Here is a 20,659-nt window from a genome sequence, read left to right on the forward strand (position 1 = left end):
TGGGGGATGGATGAGGGATGGTGCGGTTCGGGCCGCGGGTCGGGTGTCTTCGGTCGCTGAACCTGTCGAAGTGGCCGATCAGGTGGGAGTCCCTTCGACAGGCTCAGGGACCGAGGCGGAGGCTCAGCTCCAGGCGAGGCGGAAGGCCGCCGTGATCTCCTCGGGCGAGGCGTCGGCGTAAGCGGAGAGCTCGTGCCGCCGCACGGCGACCGCGCCCTCGACGATGCCGGGGCCGAAGAGCTCCTCGGCGAGCGCGGAGGAAGCGAGCCGGTCGAGTGCGGCAGACGGCTCGGCGTCGAGCCGGAGCCGAGCGGACTCGGGCGTCTCGGCGGGGTTGCCGACGACCTCCTCGGGCAGCGGCAGCTCGCGCTCGATGCCGCCCAGGGCGGATCCGAGGAAGGCCGCGGCAGCGAGGTAGAGATTCGCGCTCGGGTCGACGATCTTGAGCTCGATGTTCGCGCCGTGCGGGTTGCCCGGAGTGCCGGCGAGGAACCGCAGTGCGGCCTCGCGGTTCTCCAGGCCCCAGCACACCGCAGCTCCCGACCAGGATCCGGGCTTGAGTCGCAGCGACGAGACGACGGATCCGGCGTAGACCGCGAGCAGCTCGGACAGCCCGTCGAGCACKCCGCCGATCGCGCTGCCGCCCTCATCGGAGATGCCGTGCGGGCCGTCGCCGGTGCCGAACAGGTTCCGCCCATCGCGGGCGAGCGAGAGGTGCAGGTGCATGCCGTTGCCGGATCCGCCGACGAACGTGAGCGGCGAGAACGACGGCGCAAGTCCGTGCCGGGCGGCGACGAGGCCGATCAGGATCCGGGTGAGCACAGCGGTGTCGGCCATCTGCACGGGCGGCAGCGGCGCGAGGGAGACCTCGAACTGGTCGGTGCCGTACTCGGCGTGGATCTGCTCGGTGCCCACGTTCGCGTCCTCGAGCGTGCGGGTGAGGTCGGTGAGGAAGGCGCGGCGGGCCACGACCGAACGCATCCCGTACGCGGCCCAGGATCCGTCCTCGAGCTGCGAGCCGTCGACGTTCACGAGGGTGAACTCGAGCTCGGCGCCCATGAGCGCAGTCAGTCCTGCGGCGGCGACCCGCTGCTCCTGGTCGATGAGGCGGCCGCGGGCGCACAGCGCGGATCGCGCGCCGCTCTGCTCGTGATAGCAGGTGGGACCCCACGCCATCCCGTCACCGATCGGACGGACGGCGGCGGCGTCGAGGCGCAGACGCAGGTCGCCGGAGACGCCGATGTCGCCGGTGAACGCGATGCCGTTGTCGGCGCAGAACACCACCCAGGAGGGCGAGGCCCCCATCCCGGAGTTCACGAAGCTCGGCAGCCGGCGCAGCGGGACGGCCTTGCTGCGGGTCACGCCCGCGAAGTCGAGGGCCGTGCCGACGAGCAACTCGACACCATGGTCGCGGAGGGCGCGGACCGTGTCATCGAGCGCGCTGTCTTCGAGCGCGGCGGCTGCCGGATCTCGGTCGTTCGGGTCGCCGTCGGTCACGGGGACATCCCTTCTTCGGGGTTCACTTCGTTGTGAGGCATCGTGGCAGCAGCCTGTTACGAGCTGATGTCATGCCTGTTACAGTGTTGCACACTTTACAGATTCTGTTACGTTTGAACCAGAATCACTCGGAACGACGCGGTCGCAGCGATGAGGGCGACCGCCCGGAGCGGAGGTCTCCCATGTGTCGCCTGTTCGCGTACGTGTCCCCCGGCACGTCCACCGCCGACCGCGAGCTCGGCGAGGACGGCATCGAGAGTTTCCTCTCTCTGGCGCGGCTGCACGGAGACGGCTGGGGCTGGGCCGGTGTGGAGCACCTCGGCGACGCACCCGTCGTCCGCAAGTCTCCTCTGTCCGCCGCCGCCGACCCCGATTTCCGGCGCACGATCGGCACGGCCGGCCACGCCGCGATGATGCACCTGCGCTGGGCGACCCTCGGCCTGCCCGTCGAGCTGTGCAACGCCCACCCGTTCCGGCTCGGTGACGTCTCCTTCGAGCACAACGGATCCCTCAAGCCGATCGGCCGGGCCCGCGCGATGCTCTCGCCCGAGGCCCTCGCCCGCATGACCGGCGACACCGACAGCGAGATGTACTTCGTGCTCATCCAGGAACAGCTCGATGCCGGCCTCGACCTGCCCGGCGCCACCCTGCGGGTGGTGCGGCGCTTGCGCGAGGCGTTCCCCCTGTCCAGCCTCAACGCGATCCTGCTCGACCGCGAGCAGCTCGTGGTGGTCCACGCGAGCGCCCGCAGCGTGCTGCCCGACGACGACCTCGACGAGATCGCCCAGCTCGGGGGCCTGCCCGACGAGCACAACGAGGACTACTTCGCGTTGCGATGGAAGCGCTCCGCCGACGGCGCCGTGCTGATCAGTTCGACCGGCGTGGCCGGCACCGGCTGGACGCCCCTGCCCGCCGAATCGGTCACGACGGTGCGGCTGGCCGACGGGACGATGCGCACGGAGTCCCTCGACGCCCGGCACGCGAGCCCCGCGTGACAGACTGAGCCCTATGGCCGACGACGAGACCCTCTCCGACCTGGTCGCCGCATCCTTGCCCGCGCTCAGCCGTGCGGGGCGCCAGGTCGGCCGCGTGCTGCTCGCCGACTACCCGAGTGCGGGCCTGTCCACCTTGGCCGACCTGGCGGAGCGTGCCGGAGTGAGCCCTCCCACGGTGCTGCGCTTCGCGCAGAGCCTGGGCTTCGGCGGATTCACGGAGTTCCAGCGTGCGCTGCGCGACGAGCTGACCCGACGCTCCTCCGGTCCGCTCGTGCGGCTGAGCGCCCCGGCCGAGGCCGGCACGCCGCGCGAGGTCGTGGTGCGTGATGCGACCGTGCAGGCCGAGCGCACCCTCGAGTCGTTCGCTCGGATCCCCGATGCCTCGTACGCGGCCGCCGTCGACCTGCTCGCGGATCCCGCTCGGCGCATTCTGCTCACTGGCGGCCGTTTCACGTATCTCGCCGCGTTCCACCTCGGCACGCACCTGCAGGAGCTGCGCGCGGGGGTGCGCATGTTCAACGACCCCTCGGGGCACGACCTCGGTGCCGTCGTCGACATGACCCCGCGCGACGTTCTGGTGCTGTTCGACTTCCACCGCTACCAGCGCAGCGCGGCCGACCTCGCTGCGGCCGCGAAGCGCCGCGGGGTCGCGCTCCTGCTCGTCACCGACGGCCTCGAGTGCCCGATCGCACCCCGCGCCGACGTCGTGCTCGACGTCGCGGGCTCGACCGATCACGCCTTTCAGAGCGACTCGGCGGCGTTCATGCTGAACGAGCAGCTGCTCAATCTGGTGCTCRACAGGATCGGCGAGCCGGCGCACACGCGTCTCGCCCTGTGGGAGCGCATGCGCGAGGGCGAACTGCTGAGCTGATCCGCGGCCCTAGAGCGACTTCTGCAGGAACAGCACGTCCAGGGTGCGGCCGAACTTCACGCCGACGCCCTTCAGGTGCCCGGCATCCACGAACCCGTAGCGACGGTGCAGCGCGATCGACGCCCCGGCCGCCGTGGGCTCGATCACGGCGATGAGCTCGTGCAGCCCGGCCCGGGCTGACGCGTCCAGCAGAGCCTCCAGCAGCGCCTTGCCCAATCCGCGTCCTGCAGCGTCCGGGCTCAGGTAGATCGTGTTCTCGGCGCTGAACCGATAGGCGGATTTCGCGCGCCAGTGCTGGGCGTATGCGAAGCCGAGCACCCCGCCGTCGGCGTCCGCCGCGACGAGGAACGGCAGCCCCGTCTCCGCGAGGAGCTCGCGCTTGTGCTCCCAGACCGCCAGATCCGTCTCCTCCTCGTCGAAGGTGACGGTGCTCGTGCGCACGTAGTGGTTGTAGATGTCCCTGATCGCGGGGAGATTCGAATCCTGCACCGGCCGGATCCGCGCGGGCGCGCTCGACGCATCCGTGCGGGCCTGCGGCGCGGCCGGGGTGTCGCTCATGCGATCCTCCAGTCGACGGGGTCCGCGCCCTGCTCCTCGAGCAAGGTGTTGACCCGCGAGAACGGCCGGGATCCGAAGAACCCGCGGCTCGCGGACAGCGGCGACGGGTGCGCGGAGGCGATGACCGGGGTCGAACCCAGCAGGGGGCGCAGCCCTTCGGCATCGCGGCCCCAGAGCACCGCAACGAGCGGGGCGTCGCGGGCGACGAGGCTGCGGATCGCGAGCTCGGTGACCTTCTCCCAGCCCCAGCCGCGGTGCGAGGCGGGTGTGCCGGGGCGCACCGTGAGCACCCTGTTCAGCAGCATGACGCCCTGATCGCTCCACGCAGAGAGATCGCCGTGCACGGCCGGCGCGATTCCGAGGTCGGTCTCCAGCTCGCGGTAGATGTTGCCGAGGCTGCGCGGCAACGGGCGCACCGCCTTGTCCACGGCGAAGGACAGGCCGATCGGATGCCCGGGGGTGGGATACGGATCCTGACCCACGATCAGCACCTTGACATCGGCCAGCGGGCKGGCGAACGCGCGCAGCACGTTCTGCCCGGCCGGGAGATAGCCACGTCCGGCGGCCGTCTCAGCGCGCAGCCGGTCTCCGAGCTCGGCGACGAGCGGGGCGACAGGTGCCAGGGCCTCGGCCCAGCCGGCATCGAGCTGGCCGTCCGCGGCGAGATCGGCGAGCGTCCTGGGCATCAGAGCGCCGCCCGATCGCTCGAGACGGTCACGCCCTCGGTTCCGGGGAACACCCGCCAGACGCTGCCCTCCCCCGCGATCCGCAGGCCCTCCGCGTCGGCGATGAGCACGGTGCTCTCGTCGATCCCCAGCCCGCCGTCGACGGCGCCGGCCTCGGTGGCGGCGATGAGGCGACTGAGCGTGCCCCACTGCGCGACGTGCACGTCGATCGACACGTCGACCAGGCCGATCCCAGGCACGACGGTGATCTCGTCGAGATCCTCGGCGGTCTCCTCCGGGGCGATCGCGACCTCTCCGATCCGCCAGCCGCCGAGGATCGCGCGCTCGGCGGCGATCATGGCACCGGCCGAAAAGCCGAGATACGGTGTGCCGCCCTGCACCGCGGTGCGGATCACGTCATATCCGGCTTCGAGGGCCGCGTGGTAGGCCGGGGTCAGCCCGCCCCCGATCACGATCGCGTCGACATCGTCGAAGACACCCGGATCCACCAGATCCGTCAGTCCGACGGTCGTCACGCGGGTGTCGAGAGCGATCGCGCCGTCGCCGGTGAGCGCTTCGACGAGATCACCGGCGTGACCCGGATGAGCGTCCTCGCGCACGGTGACGACGGCCACGCGCGGCACGTCGACCCCCTTCGCGGCCGCGACGGCCTGCACCTCGGCGGTGAACGGCGCGAAGGCGGCGCGGCCGAAGCCGCCGCCGATCAGGTGCACGCCCATGGTCAGTCCTCCCCGCGCGGGCGCAGCGGCCCGCGCGCGAGCAGGTGCGCCGCGGCCTGGGCCACCGGGCGGATCACGACGAGGTCGAGGTTCACGTGCCCCGGCGCGTTCAAGGCGTAGGCGATCAGGTCGGCCACATCCGCAGCGACCAGCGGCGCCTCGACGCCCGAATAGACGGCCTCCGCGGCGACCTCATCGCCGCCGAGGCGGCGCAGGGCGAACTCCTCGGTGTGCACGAGACCCGGTGCGATCTCGGTGACCCGGATCGGCTCGCCGTTGAGCTCCTGGCGCAGCACCTGCGGGATCATCGACTCCGCCGCCTTCGCCGCGTTGTATCCGGATCCGCCCGGATACGACTGGCGGGCCGCGGTCGAGGTGAGGAACAGCAGGTCGGCGTGACCGCCGTGCGACGCGGCGGCACGCAGTTGCGGCAGCAGGGCCGCGGTGAGCTGCTGCACCGCGAGCACGTTCGCCTCGAACATCCACCGCCACTTCTCCGCGGATCCGTCCTCGACCCGCTCCGTGCCGCGGGCGCCACCCGCGACGTGCACGACCGCGTGCAGCGGTCCGGTCTGCGCCAGGTGCTCCGCGAGACCCGCGATCTGTTCCGCGTCGGTGAGGTCGGCGGCGTACGCCGTCGATCCGGTCTCCGCGGCGAGCGCCTGCAGGCGGTCCTCGCGGCGCGCGACGCCGACGACGTCCCAGCCACTCGCCCGCAGCGCCCGCACCGTCGCTTCGCCGATCCCGGTGCTCGCCCCCGTCACCACCGCACGTCTGCTGTTGTGGGGACTGTCGTTCATCGCGCTGTTCGCCATGCGTCAACGCTACGGGATCCACGCGCGCGCATCGACGACAGCCCATCGTCGATGCGACCTCCGGATCCGCGGAATCATGCGGCCGATCCCTGTTACGTCACATTTCCGCGGCCTTGTTGACAGCGGCCGCGGGTTCGTACTCTCGATACAACGCCACCGGTTCTCGCGCCCGTCGAAGCCACGGCCCACTGCCCTGCGACGCGGTTCGGTGTCGCTGATCCTGAAGGAGACACTCATGACCGCTGCAGAGAACTGGCGCTTCGAGACCAAGCAGATCCACTCCGGCGCTGCCCCGGATCCCGTCACCAAGGCCCGCGCCACGCCGATCTACCAGACCACGTCGTACGTGTTCGACAACGCGGACCACGCGGCGAACCTGTTCGCACTGGCCGAGTTCGGCAACATCTACACCCGCATCCAGAACCCGACGCAGGATGTGCTCGAGCAGCGCCTCGCCGCTCTCGAGGGCGGCACCGGCGCCCTCGTGCTCGCGTCGGGTCAGGCCGCCTCGACCTTCGCGATCCTCAACATCGCCCAGGCCGGTGACCACTTCGTCTCGAGTTCCTCGATCTACGGCGGCACCTACAACCTCTTCAAGTACACGCTCGCCAAGCTCGGCATCGAGGTCACGTTCGTCGAGAACCAGGACGACATCGAAGAGTGGCGCCGCGCGGTCCGTCCCAACACCAAGCTGTTCTTCGCGGAGACCATCGGCAACCCGCAGATCAACGTCCTCGACATCAAGGGCGTCGCCGGCGCCGCGCACGAGGCGGGCGTGCCGCTCATCGTCGACAACACGATCGCAACCCCGTACCTGATCCGCCCGTTCGAGCACGGCGCCGACATCGTCGTGCACTCGGTCACCAAGTTCCTCGGCGGCCACGGCACGACGATCGGCGGCGCGATCATCGACGGCGGCTCCTTCGCCTGGTCGCAGAACGTGGAGAAGTTCCCGGGTCTCACCGAGCCGGACCCGTCGTACCACGGCGCCAGCTACACGGCGGCCGTCGGCGATGGCCTCGCCTACATCATCAAGGCCCGCGTGCAGCTGCTCCGTGACCTCGGATCCGCGATCGCGCCGCAGAGCGCCTGGAACCTCATCCAGGGCATCGAGACGCTGTCGCTGCGCATCGAGCGCCACGTGCAGAACGCCCAGGAGATCGCCGAGTGGCTGGACGGCCGCGACGACGTCGCCAGCGTGAACTACTCGGGGCTGCCCACGTCGCCGTGGTACGCCGCCGCGAACACCTACGCCCCGAAGGGCGTCGGCGCGGTCCTCTCGTTCGAGCTGAAGGGCGGCGTGGACGCCGGCCGCGAGTTCGTGAACAGCCTCACCCTGTTCAGCCACCTCGCCAACATCGGCGACGTCCGGTCGCTGGTGATCCACCCGGCCTCCACCACGCACGCCCAGCTCACCCCCGAGCAGCAGCTCACCACGGGCGTGACCCCGGGCCTCGTGCGCCTGTCGGTCGGTCTCGAGAACATCGAGGACCTCAAGGCGGACCTGGATCAGGCCCTCGCCGCGGCGCGCAAGGTCTCCGAGGCCGCACGCGCCTGACGACTCCTCCTCAGAGACGGGAGCGCCCCGGATCTTCGGATCCGGGGCGCTCCCGTGTTCCCGGGGCCCTGTGCATCCCATCGTCTTGTACGTCGGTGCCCCCTCTCACCCGCGGCGCTGGGCGTCCACGCCCCCTCCGGGTGTCCACGCCCCCGCTGGGCATCCACGCCCCCTCCCGGGTGTCCACGCCCCCCGCTGGGCATCCACGCCCCCGTGGGCATCCACGCCCCCACTGCGTGGGGGTGCGGATACTGCACGGGGGCGCCGATGCGAACGGCGCCCCGCGAATCGCGGCCGATACAGCCTCGGATGACGCAGCCGCATCCGGTCCACACATTCCCCGGGCGATGCGGTCTTGCCACCGGATGCGTGCAGCACATCCCACCGGTGTGCGACGCCGGTCACGCTGGGACGATGAAGACCTCCATCGGCCTGGCGCAGGCGCACGACCTTCTGCAGACCCGTGCGGATCTCCTGAGCTCCGGGCGCACCGATCGCGAAATCCGTGAGCTGGTCCGCACCGGTCTGGTGCTCCGAGTGCGGCGCGACCGCTACATCGACGCCGTCGGGTATGACGGCCTCTGGGACGAAGGCAAGCACCTCGTCGCCGTGATCGCCGCCCACCTCAACGCGGACCCGCCGGGTCCCGTGTTCTGGGGTCCATCGGCCGCTGTCGTGCATGGACTGCCGGTGTACCGCCTCGCGCCGAAGAACGTGCACACCGTCATCCTCGGGAACCGGCACGGTCGCACCCGATCCGGCATCGCACAGCACTACGTCGCGATCGACGATTCCGACATCGTCGAGATCGGGGGGATCAGATGCACCTCTGTCGAGCGCACCGTGCTTGACCTCGCCTGCACGGCGACAGCCGACGCGAGTCTCTCCGCAGCCGACGCTGCGCTGCGGCGCGTCGCCGTGGAAGGGCATCGATACGATGCGGCTCGTGCCGTCGCGTGGCATGAACGGATGTCTCATCGCGCTGCCGCTGTCCACGCCCGCGGCGTCCGCCAGGCACGCAGGATCCTCGACTTCGCGGACGGCCGCGCACAGCTGCCGGGAGAAAGCGTGAGCCGCCTGCAACTGCACCGCATCGGCTTCTCCGGCCTTGATCTCCAGGTGCACGTCACCGGGGCGGAGGGGGACGACTACTGGCTCGATTTCGGATTCCCGCGCAACAGGGTGTTCGGAGAGTTCGACGGTCAGGGCAAGTACATGGATCCGGAGGTCCGTGGCGCCCGCACCGCCGAGGATGCGGTCATTGCGGAGAAACGCCGCGAGGACGACGTCCGCGGTGTCACTGGATGGCGATTCGCCCGCTGGGAGGACCGCCACATCCGCACGCCCGACACGCTCTCGGCCCGCTTGAACGCCTTCGGCGTCCGTCCCCCCGCGTGAGACACACCGTCGGCGCCCCCTCGTGGCATCCACGCCCCCGCGGATGGGCGCCGCTGCAAGGGGGCGCGGATGCTCAGAGGGGGCGCGGATGCGCAAAGGAGGCGCCGACGCGCAGAGGGGCGCAGAGGGGGCGCCACCCCGCCCCTCCGCGCCCCGATCCGTAACCTTCCGCACCCACCCGGCCGCACCCGGGAGAATGGATCCATGGACTGGCAGACGACCTCGGAGGACACGGTGCCCTCGGCACGCGTGTCGGAGGCGGACGCCCGCCTGCTGCGCGCCCGCCCGCCGTCCACCGGCGCCTGGCGCGACGGCGATCCGGCGGGCGATCGCCGGTTCGAGGCCTTCGGGCCGTTCCGCACCGAGGGAGGCGCGGAGCTTCCGCTGATCCGCATCGCGTACGAGTCCTGGGGCACGCTGAACGAGGCGCGCGACAACGCGATCCTCATCCTGCACGCGCTCACCGGAGACAGCCACGTCGTCGGCGAGGCGGGCCGCGGACACGCGACGAGCGGCTGGTGGGGCGAGATCGTCGGCCCGGGCTGCGCCATCGACACCGACGAGTGGTTCGTGATCGCCCCGAACATGCTCGGCGGGTGCCAGGGCTCCACCGGGCCGGCGAGCATCGCCCCCGACGGCTACGAATGGGCCTCACGCTTCCCCTACCTCACGATCCGCGACCAGGTCGCCGCCCAGGTGCTGCTCGCGGACGCGCTCGGCATCGAGCGCTGGGGCGCGGTGATCGGCGGATCCATGGGCGGCATGCACGCCCTGGAGTGGGCGGTCGGCCAGCCCGACCGAGTCGAGCGCCTCGCGATCCTGTCCTCTCCCCCGGTGACGACCGCCGACCAGCTCGCGCTGAACTTCGTACAGCTGGAGACGGTGCGGATGGATCCGCGCTTCGCGGGCGGCGAGTACTACGACGCGCCCGTCGGGGAGGGCCCGCACCGCGGTCTCGCGCTGGCGCGGCGGATGGCGCTGCTGAACTATCGCAGCCCGATCGAACTGAACCAGCGATTCCAGCGCTCCTGGCAGTCCGATGTGTCGCCGCTCGGCCAGGGCGGTCGCTACGCCGTGGAGAGCTACCTCGACTTCCACGGCAACAAGTTCACCCGGCGCTTCGACGCGAACAGCTACCTCACGCTCGTGGAGGCGATGAACTCGCACGACATCGGGCGCGACCGCGGGGGCGTCGAGGATGCCCTCAAGCGGGTGACGGCGAGGACGCTCGTGCTCGGCATCGACACCGACCGGCTGTTCCCGGTCGACGGTCAGCACCGCATCGCCCGGGGCATCCCGCACACGCTGGACGGCAACGAGGCGATCGTCCTCGCGAGCGACTTCGGCCATGACGGCTTCCTCATCGAGACCGACGGTGTCGGCCGGCACCTGGAGCGGCTGCTCGGCTCCTGACGCCATGGCCCGCTCGACACAGCCGCGATGCGACTGTCCGGCGGCGATTTCCGGCGCCCGCGCCCGCGACGGGGCGCGTCGTCGACGGGCGCCGCCATCGATCAGAGGCGCTCGAACCGCCAGACCGGATCCTCTGCGACCAGGCGCTCCCTGGCGCCCGTCGCCGCACCGGCGAGCTCGTCGCCGTCCCAGAAGAAGAGGGTGCCTGCCGCGGTCGCCTGCATCCGGGTGCGGAAGACGGCCGGATCCTGAATGCGGGTCAGAGCCTCCTCCACGCCGGTCGCACCGCACAGCGCGTCCAGGGTGCGCCAGGTCGGCGGCATCAGCGCGATCTCTCCGGCGTCCCGCGCGGCGAGCGCGGCCTCCGGTGCCAGCCACCGCGTCGTTACCACCTCGTGCACAGCCGGACGGATCACGCCGCCCGGATCCGCCGCGAGGAAGAACCAGGTCCGCACACGTTTCGGGATCCCGGCCGGCGGCACCCAGCAGGACAGTGGCACCAGCCGTTCGAGCTCCAGGCCCACCTCCTCAGCCGTCTCGCGCACGGCGGCGCGGCAGGCGTCCTCGAGCTCGTCGGCTCCCGGGATCCGATCACCCGGCTCGATCATGCCGCCGGGGAACACCCACGCGCCCGGGAACGAACCGCGGTCGGGGCGGCGCAGCATCAGCACCTCCATGCCCTCCGCTGCGTCACGGAGGATCACCGCGGTGCCTGCGACGGGCAGGTCCTCGACGGCCGCATCACGATCAGGGGCGGAGCTCATCCGCCCATGCTAGGACGCGCCGGGGTTCGCTCCCCTGGCGGCTCGGCGATCGGGGCTTGTTCAGGCCAGGTCGCGCGCGCGCACCGATCCGGTCTCGGTGTGGAAACGGCGCTGCACGGCGTAGGACGCGATCGCGATTCCGAGGCCGACGACGGCGAGGCCGGCCCCCACCCAGGACGGAGCGGCGAAGCCCCAGCCCCACGCGATCACGAGTCCGCCGAGGAACGCGCCCAGGCTGTTGCCGATGTTCAGCGCGGAGTGGTTCAACGCCGCCGCGATGGATTGGTTGTCGCCCGCGACCTCCATGAGGCGGGTCTGGATCGCCGGGCTCAGGATCGACGAGAGCAGCGCCATCACGAACGAGAGCGGCACGAGCAGCCAGATCGAGAAGGACAGGATCGCGAGCAGCACGAGCACCACGGCCATCGCGCCGAGCCCCACCAGCAGGGTAAGCCTGAGGTTGCGGTCGCCGAAGACGCCGCCGAGCAGGTTGCCGATGGTCATGCCGAGCCCGAACACCACCAGCGTGACCGGCACCATCCATTCCGGCGCGCCCGCCCGCTCCGTGACGACGGGAGCGATGTAGCTGTAGACCGCGAAGAACCCGCCGAAACCGATGGCGCCGGTCGCAAGTGCGAACCAGACCTGGGGGCGGCGGAACACGCGCAGCTCCGCGCGGAACGTGCGTCCGGGGTCGCCCTCGTGCTCCGGCACGAAGAGGGCGATGCAGACCGTGGCGAGCGCGAACACGATCGTGACGACGAGGAACGCGCTGCGCCATCCGACGTGCTGCCCGAGGTAGGTTCCCGCGGGCACGCCGACCACGTTCGCGATGGTGAGACCGGTCAGGATGAAGGCCACGCCCTTGGCGCGCTTGCCCGGGCCGAGCACGTCGGAGGCGACGAGCGCGCCGATCCCGAAGTAGGCGCCATGCGGGAGGCCCGCGATGAAGCGGGCGAGCCCGACCGTCTCGAACGTCGGCAGCACGACGGCGAGGCCGTTGCCGAGAGTCAGCGCGATCGCAAGACCGATCATCACCTTGTGGCGGGGAAAGCGCGCGACGAGGCCGGCGATGGTGGGCGCGCCGAGCACGACGCCCAGCGCGTACAGCGACACCAGGATGCCGGCGCGGCCGATGGCCTCATCCGGGTTCTGCGCCCAGAGCTCGGGCAGCAGGTCCTGCGCGATGTTGGGCAGCAGGCCCATCGCGACGAACTCGGTCATGCCGATGCCGAAGCTGCCGATGGCGAGGGAGAGGAGCGCCCGCTTCGCCGCACCCCTCGAGGGGCTCGAGGGTTTCATCCGTCCAGCCTAGAGGCTGCCGGACTCCTCGATGGCCTGCTCGAGACGCGCGATCTTGCCGTCGATCTCACCGGTGTAGCCGGGGCGGATGTCGGCCTTGAGCACGAGGGASACCCGGGATCCGAACGGCATGACGGCCGCGGTGGCGCGCTTGACGACGTCCATGACGGTGTCCCAGTCGGGGCCTTCGATCTCGGTGAACATGCTCGTGGTGCGGTGCGCGAGTCCGGAGGCGCGGACCACGGCCACCGCGGCGGCGACGGCGTCGTGCACCGAGGCGTCTGCGCTCTCGGGGCGATCAGGTGCGGATCCGCCCTGCGGCGAACCGGACGGGGCGACGGAGAAGGCGACGAGCATCAGGACCTCCGGGTTTCGGGGAGTTCGGCGACGAGGAACGCTCTGCGGCGCACCGGGGTGCGCACGATCGCGCGGATCGCGATCACGCAGATGACGACGACGAGGATGTTGCGGGCGCTCAGCAGCGCGATCGGCAGGGCCTGCGCCGCCAGCAGCTGGTCGTACACGACAGGGTAGACCGCCTGGGTGAGCGCGTAGTCGAGGAGCACGAGGATCGCCGGGATCCGCACGCGAGGACCGTCGAGGAGGCACCACAGCACGAGCGGGGCGAGCATCCACACCTGGAACTGCGGCGAACCGACCTTGTTGCACGCGATCAGGACGGCGACGAGGGCGAGCATGGTCGCCGGCAGCAGACGCCTCGCCGAGGCGCCGGCGCGCAGCTTCCATAGGGCGAGCGCCGCCACGGCGACCACGCCCAGCACCATGAGCGGGGTGAGCAGCGCAGCGACGACGTCGACGCCGGGACCTGCGAGCTGGAACGTGAGGATCTGGCGGTCGTACTGGATCCGAGTGACCCCGACCTGGGTGAGCCACAGCAGCGGCGTCGCGCCGACCGCCTCGATCTGCAGCCCGCGGCCGCTCATCTGGCTGAGGAAGCCGAGGAGGTTCCTGGATCCGCCCAGCAGCACGAGCCCGAGCACGACCGCGAACGTGACGATCGCCGCCGAGGCGAGCATGCGAATCCGGCCACGCAGCAGTGCAAGAGCCGCGACGAACAGGGCACCGGGCCAGATCTTGATCCAGGCTCCGATCGTGAACAGCGCGCTCGCCACCGCGGGGCGGGAGAACAGCCACAGACCGCCGATGATCGCGAGCGGCACGGTGATCGCGTCGATCCGGAACATCGCGATGGGGCCGAGCAGGACGAGCGCGACCATCCAGAGCAGGGCGGCGCCGCGGCGGATCCGGCTGCGGCGCGCCCTGGTGCCGCGCAGCAGGAATGCGAATCCGACGGCGTCGAGCGCAGTCACCAGGATCGACCAGGCGACGACGTAGCTCGCGGATCCGACGGCGTAGGACCCGGGGAACAGCGGATGGATGAGCTGCGACAGCCCTTGGGCGATGAGCATGGGCACGAGGGCGAGCTGAGGGTAGACCCAGCTCTCCGTGATGCCGACGATCGCGCCGCCGCCGAGAGCGTTGCGCGCCCACGGCTCGTACACGAAGACGGTGTCGCCCATCGGCAGCGCGGGCATCCGCCACCCGATCATCGAGACGTACAGATGCGCGATGACGAATGCCAGCCACAGCACGGTGAGCGGCAGGCTCGCGCGACGCACTGCGGACGCCTTCGGCGAATCGTCGCGACGGCTCGGTTCGGCGCGGATCGCGCCCGTCGGCTCGGCACCGGTCACGAGCGGTCCTCCTGGGTCTCTTCGTCGTGTTCGTCGTCGACGCGCCCCCGCTCGTCGCCGTTGCAGACCAGCGCGATGGCCGCCGGCAGCCCTTCCGCTACCTGGAGTGCGACGATCGGGCGCCCGGGGCCGCCCGATGCGGTGCCCGATGCGATCCGCCCGGCAAGCCCGTGCAGCCACGCCGCGGCGGCAGCCAGCTCGGCGAGCGCCGTGGTCCCGCCCACCGCACGGTCGGCGGCGACGAGCGCGCCGATCACGCCTGCCAGCACGTCGCCGGTGCCGGCCGTGGCCAGCCACGGCGTCCCCGCATCGACGGCGAACACGCCGGTGGCGTCGGCGATCAACGTGGTCGCGCCCTTGAGCAGCACCGCGCCGCCCAGCGCCTCGGCGGTCTCGTTCACCGCGTTCGCGCGCGCTGACGGATCCCGCAGGGCATCAGGGACGAGCTCGCCGAGTCCCAGCTGCGCCCGCAGCCGCACGAACTCCTCCGCGTGCGGCGTGGCGATGACCGGGGCGTTCGCTGCAGGAAGCAGATCCAGCGCTCCCGCGTCGACGACGACGGGGGCCGCACCGTCCAGCAGCGCACGCAGCGCGGTCGTCTCCGACTCCGAGCGGGTCGCGGCATCGGTGCCGGAGCCGATGACCCAGGCCTCGGCCCGGATGGCGGCGGAGCCGGGCTCGGTCGCGACGGTCTCGGGGCGTCGCGCGAGCACGAGGTCCGCGGCCCGCCGCGGGCCGACGTAGCGCACGTAGCCGCAGCCGGCGCGCCACGCGCCCTCCACGCCGAGCACGGCCGCGCCCGGGTACGCGTCGGATCCGGTGCGCAGCGCGACGACGCCGCGGCTGCGCTTGTCGGAGTCGGCGCTCGGCGCGCGCAGCAGTGCGCGGGTGCGGTCGTCCGACCACGGGCGCACCGGACCGGCGAAGAAAGGCATGCGTCAACGGTACTGGGCCGCGGCTGTGCGCGCCGCCGAGGGATCCGGATGATGCGGATCCGCGGATCCGCCCCCCGACCTGTCCGGCGACCGGTAGCGTCGGACCGTGAGCCACCTGTTCTCCCCGCTGACCATCCGATCCGTCACCTTGAGCAACCGCCTGTGGGTCTCGCCCATGTGCATGTACAGCGCCGTCGACGGCGTGCCGCAGGAATGGCACCACGCCCATCTCGCGCAGTTCGCCTCCGGCGGTGCGGGCCTCATCGTGGCCGAAGCCACCGCTGTCGTGCCGGAGGGCCGGATCAGCCCGCGCGACACCGGTCTGTGGAACGACGCGCAGCGCGACGCCTGGGCGTCGATCGTCGACGCGGTGCACGCGCGCGGCGCCCGGATCGGGGTGCAGCTCGCACATGCCGGCCGCAAGGCCTCGACCTGGTGGCCGTGGGCCGAGGAGCGCGGATCCGTCCCCGCAGCCCAGGGCGGCTGGACCACGGTCGCACCCTCGGCGATCGCGTTCGAAGGCTTCGACGCGCCCGAGGCCCTCGACGCGTCGGGCATTGCCGGCGTCGTCGACGCGTTCGCGGTGGCCGCACGCCGCGCCCTCGACGCGGGCTTCGACGTGCTGGAGATCCACGGCGCGCATGGGTACCTGCTGCACCAGTTCCTCTCGCCGCTCAGCAACCACCGCGASGACGCGTAYGGCGGMTCGCTCGAGAACCGCGCCCGGCTCCTGCTCGAGGTCACCGACGCGGTGCGCCGGGTCGCGGGCGACGAGGTACCGGTGTTCATGCGGATCTCCGCCACCGACCACGCCCCGGGCGGCTTCACGCCGGACGAGGCCGCCGTGGTGGCGGAATGGGCGGTCGAGCACGGCGCGGATCTCATCGACGTCTCCAGCGGCGGGCTCGTCGCCCACCAGCGCATCGAAGTCCACCCGGGCTACCAGGTGCCGCTCGCCGCGGCCGTGCGCCAGGGCGGCAGGATCCCCTCCTCCGCCGTGGGGCTGCTGACGAGCGGCGCCCAAGCCGAGTCCGTGCTCGCCGAGGGTGCGGCGGACGCGATCTTCGCCGGACGGGAGTGGCTGCGCGATCCGCATTTCGGGCTGCGCGCCGCGCACGAACTCGGCGAAGAGGTCGCCTGGCCCGACCAGTATCTGCGCGCCCGCTGGCACTGAGCAGCAAGGGGTCGTCGAGCGCATCGCTCGCTCAACGACCCCTTGAGGCGAGACTCAGCGCCCGAAGCCGCGACGGGTGATGTCGCGCACCTCGCCGACGAGCTCCTCGATGATGTCCTCCAGGAACAGGATCGCCGTCGTCTCACCCGCCGCGTTGCGCACCTGCGCGAGGTGTCGCCCCGCGCGCCGCATGATCGCGAGCGCATCCTCGAGATCGGTGTCCTCCTGCATCGGCACCATCTGGTGGACGCGCTTCGCGGGGATCGGCGCAGCCGCGCGCACCGCTGCATCCGGCCCTTCGGCCGAGCGGATCACGTCCTTCAGGTGCACGTAGCCCACCGGTGCCCCTTCGGTGTCGACCATGACGTAGCGCGAGAAGCCGTGCTTGGCGACGGCCCGCTCCACATCGTCCGGAGTCGCGCCGAGCGGCAGCGTGACGAGGCCGGCGAGCGGCACGGCGACGTCGCGTGCGTCCTTGTCCGTGAACTCGACCACCGCGCTCACGGTGCCCGCGGAGTCGGTGAGCATGCCCTCACGACGGGACTGATCCACGATCGTGGCGACCTCGTCGAGCGTGAACGTCGATGCGGCTTCGTCCTTCGGCTCCACACCGAAAAGCCGCACGACGCCATTGGCGGTGGCGTTCAGCGCGCGGATCACCGGATAGAACACCTTGGAGATCCACACCAGCGGCGCCGCGAGGATCAGCACCGCCCGGTCCGGCACCGAGAACGCGAGGTTCTTCGGCACCATCTCGCCGAACACCACGTGCAGGAACGACACGATGACCAGGGTGATGATGAACGCGATGGCGTCCACCGCCCCCTCGGCCAGCCCGAGTGCGCCCAGGGGCGCGGCGAGCAGGTGGTGCATCGCGGGCTCCGACACGTTCAGGATCAGCAGCGAGCACACGGTGATGCCGAGCTGCGAGGTCGCCAGCATGAGCGTGGCGTGCTCCATCGCGTACAGCGCGGTGCGCGCGGAACGGGATCCGCGTTCGGCGAGCGGCTCGATCTGCGACCGGCGCGCGGAGATCACCGCGAACTCCGCCGCGACGAAGAACGCGTTGAAGGCGAGCAGCACGAACAGCCATGCGATTCCGGCCCAGTCGCTCATCGCTCGCCCCCCTCCTCCGTCGTGGCCTCGGGCATGAAGCGGATCCGATCCACCCTTCGCCCCTGCATGCGCACGACGTGCAGGGTGCCGCCCGGCACGGGCACTTCGTCGCCGGCCTTGGGCAGCCGCTCCAGCACGCTCATCACGTAGCCGCCGACCGTGTCGTACACGTCGCCCTCCGGCACCTCGATGCCGGTGCTCGCACGCAGTTCGTCGGGGCGCAGCTCCGCGGGGAAGGTGATCCCGTCGCGGCTCTTCACGACGCCGGCCCTGCTGCGGTCGTGCTCGTCGGACACCTCGCCGACGATCTCCTCGACGAGGTCCTCGAGGGTCACGATCCCCGCGGTGCCGCCGTACTCGTCCACGACGATTGCGAGCTGGTAGCCACCGCCGCGCAGCTCGGCCACGAGCGCATCCAGGTGCACGGTCTCCGGCACGCGCAGCGGCTCGGAGGAGAGCGCACCCACCGGCACCTCGGTGCGGCGGTCGCGCGGCACCGACACGGCCGCCTTCAGATGCACCACGCCGGTGATGTCGTCGAGGTCCTCGTCGAAAACCGGGAAACGGCTGTGGCCGGTGCGCCGGGCCAGCCCGATCACGCCGTCGGCGGAATCCGCCGCCGAGATCGCGTGCATGCTCGGGCGCGGGGTCATCACGTCGCCCGCCGTGAGCCGCGCGAAGCCGAGGCTGCGATCCAGCAGCGTCGCGGTGTCCTCCTCGAGCACACCGGCGCTCGCGGAACGGCGCACCAGCGAACTGAGCTCTTCCGCCGAGCGCGCACCGCTGAGCTCCTCCTTGGGCTCGATGCCGATGGCACGGAGCACGCCATTGGCGCTGCCGTTCAGCAGCGCGACGACGGGGCGGAACACCATCGTGAACACGGTCTGGAAAGGGATGACGACCTTGGCGGTCGCGACCGGCAGCGCCATCGCGAAGTTCTTCGGCACGAGCTCGCCGAGAATCATCGACAGCATCGTGGCGACCGTCATCGCGACGATCACGGCGATCGTGACGGTGACGGGCTCGGGGATCCCCCACGAGCTGAGCAACGGACGGAGCAGGTTCGACAGCGCCGGCTCCATCGTGAAACCGGTCAGCAGGGTGGTCAGCGTGATGCCGAGCTGCGCCGAGGACAGGTGCGTCGAGGTGATCTTCAGCGCCGCGATGGTCATGCCCAGACGGCTCTCGCCGCGATCCCGTCGCGCCTCCAGATCGGCGCGGTCGAGGTTGACCAGGGCGAACTCGCTGGCGACGAACAGGCCCGTCCCCACGATGAGCAGAAGCCCCACGCCCAACCAGATGTAATCCATCACGGTGTCACCTCCGACGAAGCGGAGAGCGGGCAGTGGGGCGATGTACTACACGAGGGAGGGTCGTCCATGGTGCGAACGATTCTATCGTCCCTCGGCTCTACTTTCCCTCGGCGCGGGTGATGCGACCGGATGCACGGTCGTCGGCGTGATCACCAGCTGACCGGCAGCGCCTTGCCCTCTTCGTAGCCTGCCGCGGATTGCAGCCCGACAAGCGCCCGCTCGTGGAACTCCGGCACGGAGGATGCGCCTGCGTAGGTGAACGAGGAGCGCACACCCGAGGTGATCATGTCGAGCAGATCCTCGACACCGGGACGGAGCGGATCCAGGTAGATCCTGGAAGACGAGATGCCTTCGGCGAACAGCTCCTTGCGGGCACGCTCGTACGCGCCGAGACGGCCGAAGCGCGCCTGCACCGCCTTGGTCGAGGCCATGCCCCACGACTCCTTATAGATGCGCCCCTCCGCGTCGCTCTGCAGCTCACCCGGAGCCTCGATCGTGCCGGCGAACCAGGAGCCGACCATCACCGATGCGGCCCCCGCGGCGAGGGCGAGGGCGACGTCGCGCGGGTAGCGCACTCCCCCGTCCGCCCACACGTGCGCGCCGAGCTCGGCGGCGGCCTGCGCCGTCTCCAGCACGGCGGAGAACTGCGGGCGCCCCACCGCCGTCATCATGCGGGTGGTGCACATCGCGCCGGGTCCGACCCCGACCTTCAGGATCGATGCGCCGGCGTCGACGAGGTCCCGCACGCCATCGGCCGTGACGATGTTGCCGGCCACGATCGGAATGCCGAGCTCGAGTGCCGCGACCGTGCGCAGAGCCCGCAGCATCCCCTCCTGATGACCGTGCGCGGTGTCGACCACCAGCACGTCCACCCCGGCCGCCGCCAGGGCGGTGGCCTTGGCTGCGACGTCGCCGTTGATCCCGACCGCGGCGGCCACGGCCAGACGCCCTGCGGCGTCGACCGCGGGCCGGTACAGCGTGGAGCGCAGCGCTCCGCGCGCGGTCTGCGTGCCCACCAGGTGACCGTGCTGCAGCACGCACACCATCTCGGCCTCGACGGCGGTGATCGCGTCGAACGCCGCACGCGGGTCGGCGACGTCCTCGGCGTCGAGCGACGGGGAGTCGGCGCGGACCAGGTCGCCGAGCTGAGCGTCCCGCAACGCGGACGCGAGGCGGACGGCGGGCAGTATTCCGTGGATCGCGTCGACGTGGAGGCCGTCCGGGCCGCGCGGCGCGTCCGCGACCACGATGCCGTGACCGTCGGTGGCCGGCAGCAGCCGGAGCGCGTCCTCCACGGTCGCTCGCGGCGAGAGCACGAGCGGGGTGTCCCAGGACACCGGCTGGCGCTTGACCCAGCGGATCGCCTCGTCCAGCTCCTGCAGCGGCATGTCCTGCGGCAGCACGCCGATCCCGCCGCGGCGGGCGAGGGTCGCGGCGAGCCGCGGGCCGGTCACCGAGTTCATGTTCGAGGACACCAGCGGGATGGTCGCCGGGGTGCCGTCCTGCGGCGCAAGATCGACCTGGAGCCTGCTGGTCACGTCCGAGTGACGCGGCACCAGGAACACGTCGGAGTAGGTGAGGTCGACCATGGGTCCTTCGCCGGAGAACTGCATGCACACAGGGTATGCCTCCCCCGCCCGGAACGCCTCGGCGCCGCGTCCTTCCGGACTCGGCGTCGTGACCCCGGGCGACCCGCGTGCGGAAGGTCTCGCCGCGCCCTGCGATCCAGGCCCGCACCGGGGCTGTGACACGTTAGGCTTGACACCCGGATGAGTGGCCATACCCGGAGACCACCGGGGACGGATCCCACCAGATTCAGCGATGAAAGAG

Annotated in this window: 19 protein-coding genes; 6 read left to right on the forward strand and 13 right to left on the reverse strand. The window is 71.2% G+C overall.

Annotated elements, in window-relative coordinates:
* Window positions 1–123: 123 nt before the first annotated feature.
* Window positions 124–1,497: a type I glutamate--ammonia ligase gene (locus tag AC1DMN_RS11825; protein WP_441976748.1), complete on the reverse strand. Its 1,374-nt coding sequence runs from the start codon at window positions 1,495–1,497 to the stop codon at window positions 124–126.
* 182 nt (window positions 1,498–1,679) lie between these two features.
* Here AC1DMN_RS11825 and AC1DMN_RS11830 point away from each other — a divergent pair, with 182 nt between their 5' ends.
* Window positions 1,680–2,492, forward strand: a complete 813-nt coding sequence (locus AC1DMN_RS11830) for a class II glutamine amidotransferase (RefSeq protein ID WP_477230734.1) — start codon at window positions 1,680–1,682, stop codon at window positions 2,490–2,492.
* Window positions 2,493–2,505: 13 nt separating this feature from the next.
* The gene (locus AC1DMN_RS11835; protein ID WP_477384278.1) at window positions 2,506–3,363 is read left to right on the forward strand and encodes a MurR/RpiR family transcriptional regulator; all 858 of its coding nucleotides are present in this window, start codon (window positions 2,506–2,508) and stop codon (window positions 3,361–3,363) included.
* 9 nt (window positions 3,364–3,372) lie between these two features.
* On the opposite strand, the gene AC1DMN_RS11840 is transcribed toward AC1DMN_RS11835, so the two are convergent.
* Genes AC1DMN_RS11840 through AC1DMN_RS11855 form a run of 4 tightly spaced genes read right to left on the reverse strand, consistent with a single transcriptional unit; the run spans window position 3,373 to window position 6,141 of the window.
* Window positions 3,373–3,921 carry a GNAT family N-acetyltransferase gene (locus tag AC1DMN_RS11840; protein WP_441976745.1) on the reverse strand — a complete coding sequence of 183 codons (549 nt, stop codon included), beginning with the start codon at window positions 3,919–3,921 and terminating at the stop codon, window positions 3,373–3,375.
* Window positions 3,918–4,607 carry a uracil-DNA glycosylase gene (locus tag AC1DMN_RS11845; protein WP_477384280.1) on the reverse strand — a complete coding sequence of 230 codons (690 nt, stop codon included), beginning with the start codon at window positions 4,605–4,607 and terminating at the stop codon, window positions 3,918–3,920. Before AC1DMN_RS11845 ends, AC1DMN_RS11840 begins: the two co-directional genes overlap by 4 nt.
* The gene (locus tag AC1DMN_RS11850; protein ID WP_441976743.1) at window positions 4,607–5,326 is read right to left on the reverse strand and encodes a Type 1 glutamine amidotransferase-like domain-containing protein; all 720 of its coding nucleotides are present in this window, start codon (window positions 5,324–5,326) and stop codon (window positions 4,607–4,609) included. Before AC1DMN_RS11850 ends, AC1DMN_RS11845 begins: the two co-directional genes overlap by 1 nt.
* Window positions 5,327–5,328: 2 nt before the next feature.
* Window positions 5,329–6,141: an SDR family oxidoreductase gene (locus AC1DMN_RS11855; protein WP_441976742.1), complete on the reverse strand. Its 813-nt coding sequence runs from the start codon at window positions 6,139–6,141 to the stop codon at window positions 5,329–5,331.
* Between the two features lie 235 nt (window positions 6,142–6,376).
* Here AC1DMN_RS11855 and AC1DMN_RS11860 point away from each other — a divergent pair, with 235 nt between their 5' ends.
* From AC1DMN_RS11860 to metX, 3 genes are all read left to right on the forward strand, one after another.
* A complete protein-coding gene (locus AC1DMN_RS11860; protein ID WP_440732268.1) occupies window positions 6,377–7,699 on the forward strand; it encodes a bifunctional o-acetylhomoserine/o-acetylserine sulfhydrylase in 1,323 nt (440 codons plus the stop codon).
* Between the two features lie 414 nt (window positions 7,700–8,113).
* On the forward strand, window positions 8,114–9,097 hold the full coding sequence (locus tag AC1DMN_RS11865; RefSeq protein ID WP_477230736.1) for a hypothetical protein: 984 nt from the start codon (window positions 8,114–8,116) through the stop codon (window positions 9,095–9,097).
* A gap of 204 nt (window positions 9,098–9,301) precedes the next feature.
* Window positions 9,302–10,510 carry a homoserine O-acetyltransferase MetX gene (gene metX / locus AC1DMN_RS11870; RefSeq protein ID WP_477230737.1) on the forward strand — a complete coding sequence of 403 codons (1,209 nt, stop codon included), beginning with the start codon at window positions 9,302–9,304 and terminating at the stop codon, window positions 10,508–10,510.
* Window positions 10,511–10,611: 101 nt separating this feature from the next.
* On the opposite strand, the gene AC1DMN_RS11875 is transcribed toward metX, so the two are convergent.
* Genes AC1DMN_RS11875 through AC1DMN_RS11895 form a run of 5 tightly spaced genes read right to left on the reverse strand, consistent with a single transcriptional unit; the run spans window position 10,612 to window position 15,226 of the window.
* Window positions 10,612–11,274 carry an NUDIX hydrolase gene (locus tag AC1DMN_RS11875; RefSeq protein ID WP_441976739.1) on the reverse strand — a complete coding sequence of 221 codons (663 nt, stop codon included), beginning with the start codon at window positions 11,272–11,274 and terminating at the stop codon, window positions 10,612–10,614.
* A 60-nt stretch (window positions 11,275–11,334) separates the two neighbouring features.
* Window positions 11,335–12,576, reverse strand: a complete 1,242-nt coding sequence (locus tag AC1DMN_RS11880; RefSeq protein WP_477230738.1) for an MFS transporter — start codon at window positions 12,574–12,576, stop codon at window positions 11,335–11,337.
* A gap of 9 nt (window positions 12,577–12,585) precedes the next feature.
* Window positions 12,586–12,933: a thiamine-binding protein gene (locus AC1DMN_RS11885; RefSeq protein WP_477230739.1), complete on the reverse strand. Its 348-nt coding sequence runs from the start codon at window positions 12,931–12,933 to the stop codon at window positions 12,586–12,588.
* On the reverse strand, window positions 12,933–14,291 hold the full coding sequence (locus AC1DMN_RS11890) for a hypothetical protein (protein WP_477230740.1): 1,359 nt from the start codon (window positions 14,289–14,291) through the stop codon (window positions 12,933–12,935). Before AC1DMN_RS11890 ends, AC1DMN_RS11885 begins: the two co-directional genes overlap by 1 nt.
* Window positions 14,288–15,226 carry an ADP-dependent NAD(P)H-hydrate dehydratase gene (locus AC1DMN_RS11895; protein WP_477230741.1) on the reverse strand — a complete coding sequence of 313 codons (939 nt, stop codon included), beginning with the start codon at window positions 15,224–15,226 and terminating at the stop codon, window positions 14,288–14,290. The genes AC1DMN_RS11890 and AC1DMN_RS11895 overlap by 4 nt, the downstream gene beginning before the upstream one ends.
* Window positions 15,227–15,332: 106 nt before the next feature.
* On the opposite strand from AC1DMN_RS11895, the gene AC1DMN_RS11900 reads away from it, so the two are divergent.
* Complete coding sequence (locus tag AC1DMN_RS11900) at window positions 15,333–16,400, forward strand: NADH:flavin oxidoreductase/NADH oxidase (RefSeq protein WP_477384282.1); 1,068 nt, start codon at window positions 15,333–15,335, stop codon at window positions 16,398–16,400.
* A 54-nt stretch (window positions 16,401–16,454) separates the two neighbouring features.
* On the opposite strand, the gene AC1DMN_RS11905 is transcribed toward AC1DMN_RS11900, so the two are convergent.
* From AC1DMN_RS11905 to guaB1, 3 genes are all read right to left on the reverse strand, one after another.
* The gene (locus AC1DMN_RS11905; RefSeq protein WP_440732277.1) at window positions 16,455–17,516 is read right to left on the reverse strand and encodes a hemolysin family protein; all 1,062 of its coding nucleotides are present in this window, start codon (window positions 17,514–17,516) and stop codon (window positions 16,455–16,457) included.
* The gene (locus AC1DMN_RS11910; RefSeq protein WP_440732448.1) at window positions 17,513–18,826 is read right to left on the reverse strand and encodes a hemolysin family protein; all 1,314 of its coding nucleotides are present in this window, start codon (window positions 18,824–18,826) and stop codon (window positions 17,513–17,515) included. Before AC1DMN_RS11910 ends, AC1DMN_RS11905 begins: the two co-directional genes overlap by 4 nt.
* 152 nt (window positions 18,827–18,978) lie before the next feature.
* Window positions 18,979–20,442 carry a GMP reductase gene (guaB1, locus tag AC1DMN_RS11915; RefSeq protein ID WP_477230743.1) on the reverse strand — a complete coding sequence of 488 codons (1,464 nt, stop codon included), beginning with the start codon at window positions 20,440–20,442 and terminating at the stop codon, window positions 18,979–18,981.
* Window positions 20,443–20,659: the final 217 nt, after the last annotated feature.

It is taken from the genome of Microbacterium sp. 01T413_2 (assembly GCF_056398985.1).

Excerpts from the sequence above, each read along its gene's own strand:
- AC1DMN_RS11830 (WP_477230734.1), top strand. The coding sequence starts at position 1,680 with ATGTGTCGCCTGTTCGCGTACGTGTCCCCCGGCACGTCCACCGCCGAC.
- AC1DMN_RS11840 (WP_441976745.1), bottom strand. The coding sequence starts at position 3,921 with ATGAGCGACACCCCGGCCGCGCCGCAGGCCCGCACGGATGCGTCGAGC.
- AC1DMN_RS11850 (WP_441976743.1), bottom strand. The coding sequence starts at position 5,326 with ATGGGCGTGCACCTGATCGGCGGCGGCTTCGGCCGCGCCGCCTTCGCG.
- AC1DMN_RS11855 (WP_441976742.1), bottom strand. The coding sequence starts at position 6,141 with ATGGCGAACAGCGCGATGAACGACAGTCCCCACAACAGCAGACGTGCG.
- AC1DMN_RS11860 (WP_440732268.1), top strand. The coding sequence starts at position 6,377 with ATGACCGCTGCAGAGAACTGGCGCTTCGAGACCAAGCAGATCCACTCC.
- AC1DMN_RS11865 (WP_477230736.1), top strand. The coding sequence starts at position 8,114 with ATGAAGACCTCCATCGGCCTGGCGCAGGCGCACGACCTTCTGCAGACC.
- metX (WP_477230737.1), top strand. The coding sequence starts at position 9,302 with ATGGACTGGCAGACGACCTCGGAGGACACGGTGCCCTCGGCACGCGTG.
- AC1DMN_RS11875 (WP_441976739.1), bottom strand. The coding sequence starts at position 11,274 with ATGAGCTCCGCCCCTGATCGTGATGCGGCCGTCGAGGACCTGCCCGTC.
- AC1DMN_RS11880 (WP_477230738.1), bottom strand. The coding sequence starts at position 12,576 with ATGAAACCCTCGAGCCCCTCGAGGGGTGCGGCGAAGCGGGCGCTCCTC.
- AC1DMN_RS11895 (WP_477230741.1), bottom strand. The coding sequence starts at position 15,226 with ATGCCTTTCTTCGCCGGTCCGGTGCGCCCGTGGTCGGACGACCGCACC.
- AC1DMN_RS11905 (WP_440732277.1), bottom strand. The coding sequence starts at position 17,516 with ATGAGCGACTGGGCCGGAATCGCATGGCTGTTCGTGCTGCTCGCCTTC.
- AC1DMN_RS11910 (WP_440732448.1), bottom strand. The coding sequence starts at position 18,826 with ATGGATTACATCTGGTTGGGCGTGGGGCTTCTGCTCATCGTGGGGACG.
- guaB1 (WP_477230743.1), bottom strand. The coding sequence starts at position 20,442 with ATGCAGTTCTCCGGCGAAGGACCCATGGTCGACCTCACCTACTCCGAC.